The sequence below is a fragment of the Amycolatopsis sp. WAC 04182 genome (genome assembly GCF_003947465.1).
GTDB lineage: Bacteria > Actinomycetota > Actinomycetes > Mycobacteriales > Pseudonocardiaceae > Amycolatopsis.
The window spans coordinates 381,089-394,818 of record NZ_QHJJ01000009.1; the positions used below are offsets into that span (position 1 = coordinate 381,089).

A 13,730-nucleotide genomic window follows, 5' to 3' on the forward strand; every position below is an offset into this window, starting at 1 on the left:
CGAGTGCGACCAGGGGAGATCATCACCGGCGACGCGCCGGTCGAGCTGAACCCGGGCAGGCCGCGGGTCCGGCTGCTCGTGCGGAACCTCGGCGACCGGCCCGTCCAGGTCGGCTCGCACTACCATTTCGCGGCGGTGAATCCGGGGCTCGAATTCGATCGCGACGCCGCGCGAGGACATCGGCTCGACGTGCCCGCGGGGACTTCGGTGCGGTTCGAACCGGGCGTCGAACGCGAAGTCGACCTCGTCCCGCTGGCCGGGAACCGCGCGGTGCCGGGATTGCGGATGGAGTCCTGATGCCGTCGATCGATCGCGAGCGGTACGCCGAACTGTTCGGCCCGACGACCGGCGACCGGATCCGCCTCGCGGACACCGATCTGCTGATCGAAGTCACCGAAGACCGCAGTATGGGCCCTTCCGGCAGCGGCGACGAAGTGTTGTTCGGCGGCGGCAAGGTCATCCGCGAATCCATGGGCCAGGGGATGGCGACCCGGGCCGAAGGCGCGCCGGATCTGATCATCACCGGCGCCGTGATCCTGGACCACTGGGGAATCGTCAAGGCCGACGTCGGCGTCCGCGACGGCCGGATCGTCGGGATCGGCAAGGCGGGCAATCCGGACACCATGGACGGTGTGGACCCGGCGCTGGTCGTCGGCCCGTCCACGGAGGTGTTGTCCGGCAACGGGAAGATCCTCACCGCGGGCGGGATCGACTGCCACGTCCACTTCATCTGCCCGCAGCTGACCGAGACCGCGCTGGCGTCCGGCCTCACCACCCTCGTCGGCGGCGGGACCGGCCCGGCCGAGGGGAGCAAGGCCACCACCGTCACGCCCGGCGCGTGGAATCTCGGCCGGATGCTGCAGGCGATGGACGGCCAGCCGGTCAACGTCCTGTTGCTGGGCAAGGGGAACACCGTCCGGCACGAGGCTCTGCGGGAACAGCTCGCCGCCGGCGCGGGCGGATTCAAGCTGCACGAAGACTGGGGCAGCACCCCGGCCGCGATCGACGCCTGCCTGACCGTCGCCGACGAATCCGGGGTCCAGGTGGCCATCCACACCGACACCCTGAACGAAGCGGGCTTTCTGGAGTCCACAGTGGACGCCATCTGCGGCCGCTCGATCAACGCGTACCACACCGAGGGCGCGGGCGGCGGGCACGCGCCGGACATCATCCGGGTCGCCGGCCTGCCCAACATCCTGCCTTCGTCGACGAACCCGACCCGCCCGCACACCGCGAACACCCTCGACGAGCACCTCGACATGCTCGTCGTCTGCCACCACCTGAACCCGTCGGTGCCCGAGGACCTGGCGTTCGCCGAAAGCCGGATCCGGCCGACGACCATCGCGGCCGAAGACGTCCTGCACGACCTCGGCGCGATCTCCATGATGAGCTCGGATTCGCAGGCGATGGGCCGCATCGGCGAGGTCATCATCCGGACTTGGCAGACCGCGCACGTGATGAAACGGCGGCGCGGCGCCCTGGCCGGCGACGGCGCGGCCGACAATCTGCGGGCTCGTCGCTATGTCGCCAAATACACGATCAACCCCGCGATCGCGCACGGCATGGAGCGCGAGATCGGTTCGGTGGAGGTCGGGAAACTCGCGGATCTCGTGCTGTGGGAGCCGAAGTTCTTCGGTGTCCGGCCGCATGTAGTGCTCAAGGGCGGCTTCCCGGCGTGGGCGGCGATGGGGGACGCGAACGCGTCCATCCCGACACCGCAGCCGGTGCTCGCGCGGCCGATGTTCGGCGCGGCCCCGGTGGTCGCCGCCGCGAGCAGTTTCCATTTCGTGGCGCCGGAAGCGCTGGAAGGCGGGGTGGCGGAACGGTTCGGTATCACGCGGAAGCTCGTGCCGATCTCGAACACGCGCTCGCGAGGCAAAGCCGACATGGTGCTGAATGACGCGACGCCGGACATCCGGGTGGATCCGGACAGCTTCGCCGTGCACGTCGACGGCGACCTGATCGAGCCCCAGCCGGTGACCGAATTGCCGATGGCGCAAAGGTACTTCTTGTTTTGATGGACCTTTCAGCGATCATTTTGGCCGACTCCCGGTTCCCCGGGGGCGGCCACGTCCATTCCGGCGGACTCGAAGAGGCCGTCACCCGGAAGCTGATCACGCACGAGCGCGACCTGCCGGGATTCCTCTCCGGGCGCTTGCGCACGGCCGGTTCGCTGGCGGCGGTGTTCGCGGCCGCGTCGGCGCACGCCGCCGCGCGGAACGTCCAGAGTGGACACTGGCGGCGGCTCGACGTCGAACTCGACGCCAGGACGCCGTCGCTCGCGCAACGGGAGGCGTCCCGCGCGCAGGGTCGCGGGACGGCGAGAGCGGGCAAGGCGGCCTGGCCGTCACCAGTGCTTTCCCAGCTGTTGAAGGAAACCCCGCGACCGCATCATCCGGTGGTCGCCGGTGCGCTGATCGGGGTGCCCTTCGACGCGGCGATGGCGGTGGCGTACCTCGCGATCAGCGGACCCGCGAGCGCGGCCGTGCGGCTGCTCGGTCTCGACCCGTTCGCCGTCAACGCGGTCGTGGCCCGGCTCGCGAAAGAGGTCCGGGACGTTTCCCTGCGCGCGGCCGAGGTCGCGGGCGACGATCCGGCCGATCTCCCGGCGCCGGGTTCACCGGCGCTCGATCTGTTCGCCGAGGCACACGCCCGGCATCACCAGGAAGAGGTGCGTCTCTTTGCCAGTTGAGCATGGTCACGGTCATGGACACGTGCATCCCGTCAACTTCGACCCGACCGCCGCGGAACCCGACCACTACGAGCAGGCGCCGACCGCGGGGCGGGCGTACCGGATCGGGATCGGCGGGCCGGTGGGGAGCGGGAAGACCGCGCTCACCGCGGCGCTGTGCCGGGCGCTCGGCGACGAGGTGAACCTCGCCGTCGTCACCAACGACATCTACACCACCGAAGACGCCGACTTCCTGCGCAAGGCGGGCGTGCTCGACCCGGAGCGGATCGAGGCCGTGCAGACCGGCGCGTGCCCGCACACCGCGATACGGGACGACATCACCGCGAACCTCGACGCCGTCGAACGGCTGGAGGAGCGCTTTCCGGGGCTGGACCTGGTGATCATCGAAAGCGGCGGGGACAATCTCACCGCGGTGTTCAGCCGGGGGCTCGCCGACAGCCAGGTATTCGTGGTCGACGTCGCCGGCGGCGACAAGGTGCCGCGTAAGGGCGGGCCGGGCGTCACGACGGCGGATCTGCTGGTGATCAACAAGATCGACATCGCGCATCTGGTCGGCGCGGACATGGACGTGATGACCTCGGACGCGCACCGCATGCGGGGTGAGCTGCCGGTGATCACTCAGTCCCTTGTGGACACTCCGAACGCGCCGGCGGTCGCGGACTGGGTCCGCTCGCTCCTCCCGGTCCGCGCGGGGTGAAGGCGCACGCGCGGCTGACCGCCTGCTTCGAGGGTGGCCGGACCGTACTGCGTGAGCTGCGTTCGATGGCGCCGCTCACGCTCCTTCCCAAGCGGGGCACCGGTGTGACGGCGGTGGTGCACCTGGTCAACTCGGCGACCTCACCCTTGGGCGGTGACGAGCTGAAGCTGACCATCCGCGTCGGCACGGGTGCTTCGCTGCGGCTTTCCGGGGTCGCGGCGACGATCGCGTTGCCGGGGCCGCGGGGGGAGGGGAGTTCGTCCCTTGTGGACGTTGTCGTGGAAGACGGTGGCTCGCTGGAGTATCTGCCGGAGCCGACCGTGGTGACCGCGCGGGCTCGGCACGCCGCTGAGTTCCGGGCGGCTGTGGCGACCGATGCCTATCTGCACACGCGGGAGGTGCTGGTCCTGGGGCGTGCGGGTGAGCGGCCCGGGTCCTTGGTGACCAAGCAGCAGGTGACGCGAGGTGAAGTGCCGGTGTTGCGGCAGACGCTGGAGATCGGAGACTCCACTTTGGACTCCAGCCTCGCACATCTGGCCGGACGGCGGGTGCTGGCGACCGACCTCGTCGTGGGCGGGCCGGAACTGCCTGCCGCCTCGGGCGAGTGGTGGTCGCGTACGCCTTTGGCCGCGGGCGGGACACTCACTACATCGCTGGCTCCGGACGCCGTGACCGCGCTCCGGGTGTTCGACGTGGGCTGAAGGGAACTTTCCCCGCATGTGACGCAGCGAAAGGGCCCTTCGCCGCGTCGCATGCGGCGAAGGGCCCCTTCAGCCCACGTCAGAACTTCGTGCCCAGCCAGGTCATCGCGACCGGGCCGCCCGCCGCGACGCCGCCGATGTGCTCCAGCAGCGGGAACTCCTGCCAGGTGACGTCGGCGCCGAGGGCGCGGTAACGGTCGAGCAGGCCCTTGCCGACCGAAAGCGGGATCAGTTCGTCCAGCGACGCGTGGTACAGGAAGACCGGCGCGCCGGGTTTGGTCTTGCCCGCCAGGTTCTCGCCGAGCCGGGCCTGCCAGCGCGGGTCCGACGAAACGTTGGGCACGGTCGTGAAGTCGTTGAGCCGGGCGAAAGGCGCCGCGGCGCCGAGTTCGACGGTGCACGCTTCCTTGACCTTCGCGACGGCCCTCTCGCCCTTCGCGTTGAGCACGTCGTTGAACGGCAGTTCCGGATAAGCGGTCGCGTAACCGACGGCGGCACCGAGCACCAGACCGAACGCCGGCCCACCGTCGTTGAACTTCAGGACCGCGTTCAGATCCGCCGGGACACCGCCTTCCGCGACGCCGACCAGGTTGACGTCGGGCGCGTAGGACGGCTGGAGTTCACCGGCGAAGGCCGCGGCCTGCCCTCCTTGCGAGTAACCGAAAACGCCGACCGGTCCGGTCTTGGACAGGCCCGCCTCCGGGACGTTCGACGCGGCGCGGGCGGCGTCGAGGACGGCCCGGCCTTCGGACTGGCCGACGGCGTAGGTGTGCGTGCCCGGGGTGCCGAGGCCCTCGTAGTCGGTCACGACGACCGCCCAGCCGCGCGAAAGCGCTTGGCTCATCAGGAGGACTTCGTTCTCGGACCCGTTCGTCAGCCGGGTCGACGGCGCGCAGCGGTCGCCGAGGCCGTGCGTACCCACGGCGTAGCTGACCAGCGGGCGGGCGCCCTTCGTCCACGGTGTGTGCGGGACCAGCAGGATGCCCGACACCGTGTTCGGCTGCCCCGTCGCCGAGGTGGAGCGGTAGTGGAGTTTCCAGGCCTTCGCCGGGGCGGTGGCGATGACCTGTTTGTAGTCGACCAGATCCCCGGGCGCGCTCGGCGCGGCTTGCGCGGCGGGCGCACCGATCAGGGCGGCGGTGAGAGCTGCGACCAGAACTGTCCGAAGCACCGTTGCCTCCAGTTTGGTAATTGAGATTTTCGCAATGTAGGCGGTGTTGCTAGCATCTGGCAATCCCTGTTACCGAATCGGGGGAGGTCGAGTGGCCCGCACCTACGGCGGGGTCGCGCCCGAGCAACGGCGCGCCGAGCGGCGTGAACGCCTGCTCTCGGCTGCCTTGGACCTGTTCACCTCGACGGGTTACCGGCAGGCGAAGATCACCGAGTTGTGCACCCGCGCCGGCGTCTCGACGCGGAACTTCTACGAGGAGTTCGAGAGCAAGGAGAAGGTGCTGCTGACCCTGCACGAGCGCATCAACGCGCTCGCGCTGGAGCACGTCACCGGCACTCTGGAGCGGCTGGGGGACGCCGACGCGGTCACCCGGATCGGGACCCTGCTGGACGTCTTCGTCGGCACGGTGACGTCGGATCCCCGGATGCCGCGGCTGAACTACGTCGAGGCCGTCGGCGTCAGTGCCGCTTTGGAGGCGCAGCACCAGGAATGGGTCGACCGGTGGGCCGCGTTCATCGAAACCGAGGCCCGGCACGCCGCCGCGCACGGGGTGGCGCCGGATCGCGATTACCGGCTGACGGCGATCGCGCTCGTCGGCGCGGCGACCGGGCTGCTGCGCGAGTGGCAGGCGCACACCCCGCCGCTGCCGGTCGCCGACGTCGCCGCCGAACTCCGGGCCCTGATGCTCGCCGCGATCACCCGGCCTGCCTGACCCCGCGTTCAGTCCTCTGAACGCGGTCCTTGCACACGCAAGTACCGCATTCAGAGGACTGAACGCGTCAGGAGGCGGCGGACGCCCGCCGGAAGGTGTTGTGCAGCACGGCGAGCAGCGCGTCACGGACCGAAAGCCGCTGTCGCGCGTCGAAGGTGATCAGCGGGACGTCCTCGCCGACCGCGAGGGCCCAGCGCACGTCTTCGAGGTCGTGCTTGAGCGAACCGTCGAAGACGTTCACCCCGACCACGAACGGCAATCCAGCCTTCTCGAAGTAGTCGACGGCCGGATAGCAGTCGTCGAGCCGCCGGGTGTCGACGATGACGAGCGCGCCGAGCGCGCCCAGCACCAGGTCGTGCCACATGAACCCGAACCGGTCCTGTCCCGGCGTGCCGAAGAGGTACAGCTTCACCTCTTCGTCGATGGTGATGCAGCCGAAGTCCAGCGCCACCGTGGTGGTGGTCTTCGACGGCACGTTCCCGCCGGTGCCGTCGACGGCCGCGCCGGTCGAGGTCATGGCGGCCTCGGTGGTCAGCGGTTTGATCTCGGAGATCGCGCCGACGGTGGTCGTCTTGCCGACCCCGAACCCGCCGGCGATGACGATCTTGACCGGTGTCGGCGGCTTGGCAGGCACCGGTTCAGCGAATTGCTTCGAGTCCACGAATGACCCTTTCGATCATGCCGAGGTCCTGGGTGAAGGCTCCGGCCGGGCGACGGAGCACGACGTAGCCGAGTGCGGCGAGATCCGCCACGAGCACCCTGGCCACGCCGATGTGCAGGCCGAGCATCGCCGCCACTTCGGCGACGGATTTCGTTTCCCGGCAAAGGGAGACGATCTCCCGTCGTTCGAAGGTCAGCCTCGCGTGGGACGCCGCGCCCAGCCTGCTCGTGAGCACTTGAGCCTCGATTTCGAGCGTGCCGTCCACCGGCTGCGCGCGGCCGGCGGTGAGCAGATACGGGCGTAGCGGCGAGATGCCCTGTTCGGCGCCCCGCGGCTGAGGTACCTGGTCGTCGCTCATTCCCTTGTCCCCTCGTCAGTTCAGCTGCCGACGCTCTTCTTGAGTTCCTCGATCAGCGCGGGGGTGAGTACCTCGGTCGCGCGGTTGGCGAACATCGCCATCTCGTAGGCGATCGTGCCGAGGCTGGCCTGCTTGGTGGCGAGCACGCCGAGCGAGCACCCGATGCTGATCGTGCAGACCAGCAGGTAGCCCTGCTCCAGCTCGATGATGATCTTGTCGGGCGAACCGAGCGGGTGGCTCTCGGAGACGCCGTGCGCGAGGCCGAGCATCGCCGAGCAGATCGCGGCCAGCCGGTCGGCGTTGGCCCTCTCCAGCTCGGACGACATCGCGATCAGCAGGCCGTCGGCCGACACGGCGATCGCGCCCATCGCGCTCGCCGTGTTCTGCGCGAAGCGCGTCACCAACCAGTTGAAGTTCCGGGCTTCGACGCTGACTCCGGTCGTCATCTCTTGCTCTTCTCTCTCTGTTCCATCTCCGGGTTGACGGCTTTCTCCAACCCGTCACTGAAGGCGTCGAACGCGGCACGCTCGGCCTCGGGGTCACGCATGCCCTTGGGCTTGGTGGTGTTCAGCGCCGCCCGCGCGGTCTGGTGCCGCGCGGCCGGACCTTTCGCGAGCCCCGGCGCCAGCTGCGCGCCGGGGACCCTTCTGGTGAGACCGCCGCGCGAGGCGGCGGGCACTGGCGTCGGGGTGGGCATCGGCGCCGGGGCGGCCGCCGGCGGCGCGGTGGCCTTCGCGAGCCCGGCCTCGAAGCCGTCGAAGGCCGCCTTGGCCGCTTCTGGATCATGCCTGGACTTCTGCCGGGAAGGTGCTTCGGGGGCTCCGGGAAGCTGCGCGCCCTTGACCCGCCGTCGCAGCCCGCCGCGGGTCTCGCCGGGATCGGCGGCGGTCAGCGTCGGCGCGGGAGCCTGGTACACGGGCGCCGGTTCGAGCACCGGTACCGGAGCCGGGGCGGGTTCCGGGATCTCCCCGTCGGTCTTGCGGAACCACCGGAAGTCCTTGGGACGCATGCCGTCGCGCGGAATCATCCCGGCGATCGCCAGCGTCGGCGGCTCGTGCGCGGCTTCCCGCGGCTCCGCCCGGGACGGGGGCTCGTGCTCGTCGCTCGGTTCCGCCGTCGGCCACACCGGCGGCGCGGGGACGGACTTCGGCACGGGCGGCCGGTAGGTGAGCAGGTTCGGCGGGACGGTGAGCCGCGCGGTGATCCCCGCTCCCGGCTCGGTCTCGGTCAGTTCGACCTTGAGCCCGTGCCGCCGCGCGAGCCGCCCGACCACGAACAGCCCGAGCACACTGGTCGGCGCCAGTTCGAGCCGTTCGCGTTCGACCAGCCGCCGGTTCTCCTCGGCGAGCCGTTCCGCGGTCATGCCGATGCCCTGGTCCACGATCACGATCAGGCAGGAGCCGTCGGGCAGGATCTTCGTTCCGACGTCCACAAAGGACTCCGGCGGGGAGAACGACGTCGCGTTCTCCAGCAGCTCGGCGAAGATCAGCACCAGATCGGAGCCGAACGGCGACGACAGCAGGACGTCGCCCATCGAACCGAGCCGGACCCGCTGGTAGTCCTCGATCTCCGCGAGCGCCGAACGCAGCGCCGTCGACAACTCGATCGGACCGGAAATCCTTGCCTCGTCACGGTTTCCCGACACGACGAGGAGGTTGTCCGCGTTCCGGCGCAGACGGGTGGAGAGATGGTCGAGCCGGTAGAGGCTGGCCAGCAGGGCGACGTCCTGCTCGTTGCGCTCCAGTTCGTCGACCAGCGCCAGCTGCCTGCCCACCAGGTTCTGGGTGCGTTTCGCGACGTTGGCGAACATGAGGCCGACGTTGCGCCGCGTGACGGCCTGCCGTTCCACCAGTTCGGCCGCGGTGGCCTGCACCCGGTTGAACGCTTCGGCCAGCTTGCCGAGTTCGTCCTGTGAGGACACGTCGATGGTGGCGAGGCGCGGCGCGAGTTCTTCGGCCTGCTCGGTGTCGGTGACGCGGACGAGCTCGGTGCTCGCGAGGTCCGCGACCGACGTCGCCGCCGTGGTCAGCTTCCGCAGCGGATCCGCGATCGACCGGCTGACCGCGATCGCGAGACCACCGACCAGCAGGAACAGCACACCGGCGCCGATACCGATCGTCCACGCCAGATTCTGCGCCGCGTCGGCTCGCGCGGTCGCGGCGTCGGTGATGCCGGTGGTGACCGCGTCCTGGGCGAGCCGTCGCTGGTTCGACTGGGCGTCGACGGCGCCGAGGATGTCCGGCAGCAGGCTCTGCACGGCCTGCGGGCCACGGGCCTCCGCGAGCCTGGCTTCCAGCGCGTCGACCCGGCGGCCTGTCTCGCCCTGCTCGACCGCGACGACCTGCGTGGCCTGGGCGACGTCGGCCTGCTGCACGAACCGTTCGAGGAACAGCGACGACTGCTGCTTCGCGTCGGCCAGCACCGGCGTGCCCGATTCGGGGGTGACCAGCACGATGATCAACGCCATCCCGCGCAACGAGTTCTCCTCGTTCGCGCGCAGCAGCGCGTCGAGCGCGGTCAGCTGCTGCGTGCCCGCCGCGTCACTGGTCTGCTGCGGGACGAGGCGGAGCGAGTTGATGACCGCGTCGATCACCGCGTGGTAGGTCCGCGCCACGCTGTCGAGTGAGGCGCCGCGCCGGAGCGCGTTCTCCCGGATCTCGTTCAGCGACCCGATGCGCACCAGCGCGGCTGCGAGCTCTTCCGGCGCGTCGGCGCTCAGCTGCGATCGGATCTGGTTCACGGTTTCCGCGACGACGCCCTGCTGCTTCAGCATCGCCGAACTGCTCGCCGACGAAGACGCGATGTAGTGCGCCGTCAGCAGCCGTTCCCGCTGCAGTTCCCAGGCCAGCGTGCCGAGCGCGCGGGCCTGCGACGCCACGTCGGCGGTGGTGCGCGCGGACCGGGCGTCGTCGATTTCCCCGGCGACGTAAGGCACCGACACCAGGACCACGGCGGTCAGCGGCAACATCAGGAGCAGGTTGAGCTTGCCCCGGATGCCGAGTCTGCCGAGCAATCCGGACCGCGGCCCGCGTTCGGGCCGGGTCTTCCCGTGCCTCATGATCACCTTTCTCCCCGGCTCCGCCCGAGGTGTCCGCGGTGCTGCTCCCGGACGAGGTCTTCGATGGACGCGCGCAGTGAGACGAACTCCGGCGCGCGTTTGACCGCGAGGTCGCGTTCGGCGGGCAGGTCGACCACGATGTCGGCGGCCACCCGGCCCGGATCCGAGGCCAGCACCACGACGCGGCGGCCGAGGAACACGGCCTCTTCGACGTCGTGGGTCACCATCAGCACGGTGGTGTGCGTGTCGGTCCAGATCCGGCGGATCAGGACCTGCATGTCCTCTTTGGTCTGGACGTCCAGCGCGCCGAAAGGTTCGTCCAGCAGCAGCACGTCGGGCTCGCCCGCCAGCGCCCGCGCGATCGCGACCCGCTGCTTCTGCCCGCCGGAAAGCTGTTTGGGCAACGACTTCCGCAGGTGATCGAGGCCGGTCTCTTCGAGATACCAGTCGACCCGGCGCGCGCGTTCGGCCTTGTCGAGGCTCAGCAGTTCGAGTCCGAACGCGACATTGGCCTCCACCGTGCGCCACGGGTACAGCGCGCCGTGCTGGAACACCAGCCCGCGATCCGGGCCCGGTCCGGTGACGGCGTCGCCGTCGAGGGTGATCAGGCCTTCGGTCGGTTCGGTCAGCCCCGCGATCAGCGACAGCAGGGTCGATTTGCCGGACCCGCTCGCGCCGACCACGCAGACGAAGTCGCCGCGCGCCACGTCGAGGTCGATCCCGTCGAGCGCCCGGGTGGTCTTGCCTCGGACCGTGTAGTCCTTGGCGACGGCCTTCAGCTGGAGCGTCATGCCGCCCACTTCCCGACCCGGGCCCGAAGGAGCCGCAGGGCGATGTCGATGACCAGCCCGAGCAGGCCGATCACGATCAGCAGCGCGAAGATCCGGTCGGTCTGGGTGAACCGCTGCGCCCGCATGATCCGCAGGCCGAGCCCGGCGGTGGCGTTGATCAGCTCGGCGACCACCACGAAGTTCCACGCGGCCGCGGCGTTGACGCGGGTCGCGTCGATCATGCCGGGCAGCGCGTGCGGGACGATCACCTTGCGCAGGACCTCGCCTCGCCGCGCGCCGAGCGTGTACGACACGTCGATCAGGGAACGCGGCACCCCGCGGACGGCGTCGGCGGTCATCAGCGTGTTGAAGAAGACCGTGCCGAGGAACAGGACCGCGACCTTCGACGGTTCGCCGAGGCCGAGCCAGATCATCAGCAGCGGGATGAACGCGCTCGCCGGCAGGTAGCGCAGCATCGCGATGACCGGCTCGAACAGCGCCAGTCCCGCGTCGAACGTCCCCATCACGATGCCGAGCGGCACCGAGACGACCACCGCGAGCCCGAACCCGAGCAGGACCCGCTGGGTGGTCGCCCAGAGGTCGCTGAACAGTTCGCCCGACTCGACCATCTTCAGCAGCGCGTCGAACACCGCGACCGGCGTCGGGAGGAACATCGGCTTGATCGTGCCCAGCGCGTTCAGCGTCACCCAGATCAGCAGCGGGATGACGAACGAGGCCACCGCCAGCGTCCACCGCCAGCGCGCGGGGATCGGCGTCCGGAGCGAGAGCAGCGGCGAGGCGTTCGGCTTGAGGCCCGCCCGGCGGGGCAGCGGCGACCAGTCCGGTCGCGTGCCGCGCCGCTCCTCCTGCGCCTCGGCGAGCCGCTGTTCGTCGTCGAGGCGGCGCGCTTCGGCCTCGTCGGCGGCGTCCGTCCGCTGAGCGGCGCGCCCCGACGCGTCCGTGGCGCTCACTTCACCGCCTTCACGTACTGGTCGTCGAACAGCCCGTCGAAGTTCGGCCTGCTCTGGGCGAGCCCGTTGGAGACGATGAAGTCGGCGATCTTGCCCGCCTGGAAGTTCAGGTGGGCGGGGGTGACGCCGGGGGTGAACGCGTCGAGGTTCTGCTGCTTGGTGAAGATCGTGGTGCCCGCGTCGTAGGACTTGTACTCGTCGATCGACACCGCGCCGCGTTTCGCCATGATCTTCACGGCCTCTTCGCGGTTCTGCTTGATCCACTCGATGGTCTCGAACCAGGTGTTCACCAGCGCCTGGACCTCCTTCTTGCGCTCCTTCGACATCTGCTCGGAGACGACCAGGTGGTCCGGGATGGCGCCGGGGAACTCGGCGGACGTCGCGATCGCGCGGCTGCCGGGCCGCTCGAGCGCTTTCGTGGTGAAGGGGGCGAAGGCGGCGACGGCGTCGACCTGCTCACCGACGAACGCGGCCGCGGCGGCGTCGGTCAGCAGCGGGACCAGCTCGATGTCCTTCTCGGTCAGCTTCGCCTCCTGCAGCGCGAGCAGCAGCAGGTAGTGGTCGACGGTGCCCTGCTCGACGGCGACCTTCTTGCCCTTGAGGTCGGCGACGCTGGTGATCCCCTGGCGGGCGATGACCTTGTCGTTGCCGGTCGAGTTGTCGTTGACCAGCACGACCGACAGCTTCGCGCCACCGCTGACCGACGCGAGCGTGTCGTTCAGGGTCTGGCTGTTCGCGTCGATCGCGCCGGAGGACAGCGCGTTGATGCTCTCGGTGTAGCTGTCGAACCACTTCAGGTCGACGTTCACGCCGTTCTTCTCGAACAGGCCCTTCTCCTGGGCCACCGCCCACGGGAACCAGCCCGGCCAGGCGCTGTAACCGATGGTGACCTTGGTGCCGGAGGCGGCCGTGCTGTCGGAACAAGCCGAAAGGGCGGTCACGCCCGCCAGCGAAAGGGCGCACAACAACGCCGTCATGAGACGGCGGGAACGGGAAATCACAACGCACTCCTGGGGAAGGGGAGTAACTCGGGCGTGGAAAGTTCCGGCTGTTCGAGCGCAGGACTGATCGACCGGTGTCGAACTCCCTCGCGGAAGCCCGGCCGGCAATAGCGGATGGCGCGGCCGCACACCCGGCCGTCCCATCAAAACCTCTGAACACTCTGGATAGAGGTGATCACCCCGTTGCTCTCGGCGGCGATCCTATCGAGTGGCGCAAGGTCTACCTAGTGTGATCGTCGGCTCTTGCACGATTCGCTGTCACATTCTGCTAAATCCGGCCGTTCGCCCCAAAGGGCGGACTCTCGCAGGGTGGGCAACCCCGTGCCGGGCGCCGTACGTCCATCGGGTGGCGGGTGAAAATCCTGAAGGGAGCGGAAGATGAAATTTCGTGCGGCCGCGTCGTGCGTCGCGGGGGTGGCGCTCTTGTCCACCTTGGCCGGAGCGGGGCAGGCGAACGCGACCAGACCGTCCAGTCTGGTCATGAGCCCGAGTGCCGTCGTCGCAGGTGGGACGGTCACCGCGGACATCTACTGCCTGCGCCCGTCGGGGGCGGGCGAGCTCGCGACGACGCTCGTCGCGAACGGACTCGCCGCGCCGATTCCCTTGCGGGTGGTGGGAGACGGCGGCACCGGCGGCATCGGTGTCGCGTTGCGCGGCGACGGTCCGGTCGGGACCGTGCCGGGGCGGTACACGGCGTCGTACGACTGCTGGGGCTGGATCGTCCGCGCGGAGTTCACTGTCACGAACTGACAGCACGGCGGAAGGCGTGAATTGCCGTCACGGAGGCGACCTTCGCGTCGTGGTCTGACACATCTCGCGGAGGTGTGCCGAGACCGTTGATTTCTGTCAACCGACAGAATTAGCCGGGGCGCGGCCGGATGTCGCGAGAAAAGTCCGAAGAATTGTTCACGGGCGCTGAAGATAGTGGCGAAGTGAAG

15 protein-coding genes are annotated in these 13,730 nt (G+C 69.5%); 7 read left to right on the forward strand and 8 right to left on the reverse strand.

Going from position 1 to position 13,730, the window contains the following annotated elements:
• Positions 1-3: 3 nt before the first annotated feature.
• From DMH01_RS39255 to DMH01_RS39275, 5 genes are read left to right on the forward strand one after another with little or no spacing between them, the layout of a single operon-like run.
• A complete protein-coding gene (locus tag DMH01_RS39255) occupies positions 4-297 on the forward strand; it encodes an urease subunit beta (protein WP_125683993.1) in 294 nt (97 codons plus the stop codon).
• Complete coding sequence (locus DMH01_RS39260) at positions 297-2,018, forward strand: urease subunit alpha (protein ID WP_125683995.1); 1,722 nt, start codon at positions 297-299, stop codon at positions 2,016-2,018. Before DMH01_RS39255 ends, DMH01_RS39260 begins: the two co-directional genes overlap by 1 nt.
• On the forward strand, positions 2,018-2,692 hold the full coding sequence (locus tag DMH01_RS39265) for an urease accessory protein UreF (protein ID WP_125683997.1): 675 nt from the start codon (positions 2,018-2,020) through the stop codon (positions 2,690-2,692). Before DMH01_RS39260 ends, DMH01_RS39265 begins: the two co-directional genes overlap by 1 nt.
• Positions 2,682-3,389 carry an urease accessory protein UreG gene (ureG, locus tag DMH01_RS39270; protein ID WP_037317874.1) on the forward strand — a complete coding sequence of 236 codons (708 nt, stop codon included), beginning with the start codon at positions 2,682-2,684 and terminating at the stop codon, positions 3,387-3,389. The genes DMH01_RS39265 and ureG overlap by 11 nt, the downstream gene beginning before the upstream one ends.
• Positions 3,386-4,090, forward strand: a complete 705-nt coding sequence (locus tag DMH01_RS39275) for an urease accessory protein UreD (RefSeq protein ID WP_125683999.1) — start codon at positions 3,386-3,388, stop codon at positions 4,088-4,090. Before ureG ends, DMH01_RS39275 begins: the two co-directional genes overlap by 4 nt.
• 79 nt (positions 4,091-4,169) lie before the next feature.
• On the opposite strand, the gene DMH01_RS39280 is transcribed toward DMH01_RS39275, so the two are convergent.
• Positions 4,170-5,261 (reverse strand): lipase family protein, encoded by a 1,092-nt coding sequence (locus DMH01_RS39280; protein ID WP_125684001.1) that lies wholly within the window; start codon positions 5,259-5,261, stop codon positions 4,170-4,172.
• A gap of 91 nt (positions 5,262-5,352) precedes the next feature.
• Here DMH01_RS39280 and DMH01_RS39285 point away from each other — a divergent pair, with 91 nt between their 5' ends.
• On the forward strand, positions 5,353-5,973 hold the full coding sequence (locus DMH01_RS39285; RefSeq protein WP_125684003.1) for a TetR/AcrR family transcriptional regulator: 621 nt from the start codon (positions 5,353-5,355) through the stop codon (positions 5,971-5,973).
• A 67-nt stretch (positions 5,974-6,040) separates the two neighbouring features.
• Here DMH01_RS39285 and DMH01_RS39290 read toward each other — a convergent pair whose 3' ends face one another.
• The 7 genes from DMH01_RS39290 to DMH01_RS39320 are packed head-to-tail and all read right to left on the reverse strand — an operon-like array spanning position 6,041 to position 12,792.
• Positions 6,041-6,634, reverse strand: a complete 594-nt coding sequence (locus DMH01_RS39290) for an ATP/GTP-binding protein (RefSeq protein ID WP_034308526.1) — start codon at positions 6,632-6,634, stop codon at positions 6,041-6,043.
• Complete coding sequence (locus DMH01_RS39295) at positions 6,612-6,992, reverse strand: DUF742 domain-containing protein (RefSeq protein ID WP_034308529.1); 381 nt, start codon at positions 6,990-6,992, stop codon at positions 6,612-6,614. The genes DMH01_RS39290 and DMH01_RS39295 overlap by 23 nt, the downstream gene beginning before the upstream one ends.
• Positions 6,993-7,012: 20 nt before the next feature.
• Positions 7,013-7,438, reverse strand: a complete 426-nt coding sequence (locus DMH01_RS39300; protein ID WP_005156032.1) for a roadblock/LC7 domain-containing protein — start codon at positions 7,436-7,438, stop codon at positions 7,013-7,015.
• A complete protein-coding gene (locus tag DMH01_RS39305) occupies positions 7,435-10,050 on the reverse strand; it encodes a nitrate- and nitrite sensing domain-containing protein (RefSeq protein WP_125684005.1) in 2,616 nt (871 codons plus the stop codon). The genes DMH01_RS39300 and DMH01_RS39305 overlap by 4 nt, the downstream gene beginning before the upstream one ends.
• Positions 10,051-10,052: 2 nt before the next feature.
• Entirely contained in the window at positions 10,053-10,841 is a 789-nt protein-coding gene (locus DMH01_RS39310; protein ID WP_125684006.1) for an ABC transporter ATP-binding protein, read from the reverse strand.
• Positions 10,838-11,791, reverse strand: a complete 954-nt coding sequence (locus tag DMH01_RS39315; protein ID WP_125684008.1) for an ABC transporter permease — start codon at positions 11,789-11,791, stop codon at positions 10,838-10,840. The genes DMH01_RS39310 and DMH01_RS39315 overlap by 4 nt, the downstream gene beginning before the upstream one ends.
• Positions 11,788-12,792, reverse strand: a complete 1,005-nt coding sequence (locus DMH01_RS39320; protein ID WP_199745790.1) for an ABC transporter substrate-binding protein — start codon at positions 12,790-12,792, stop codon at positions 11,788-11,790. The genes DMH01_RS39315 and DMH01_RS39320 overlap by 4 nt, the downstream gene beginning before the upstream one ends.
• Positions 12,793-13,170: 378 nt before the next feature.
• Here DMH01_RS39320 and DMH01_RS39325 point away from each other — a divergent pair, with 378 nt between their 5' ends.
• Positions 13,171-13,542 (forward strand): hypothetical protein, encoded by a 372-nt coding sequence (locus tag DMH01_RS39325; protein ID WP_125684011.1) that lies wholly within the window; start codon positions 13,171-13,173, stop codon positions 13,540-13,542.
• Positions 13,543-13,730: the final 188 nt, after the last annotated feature.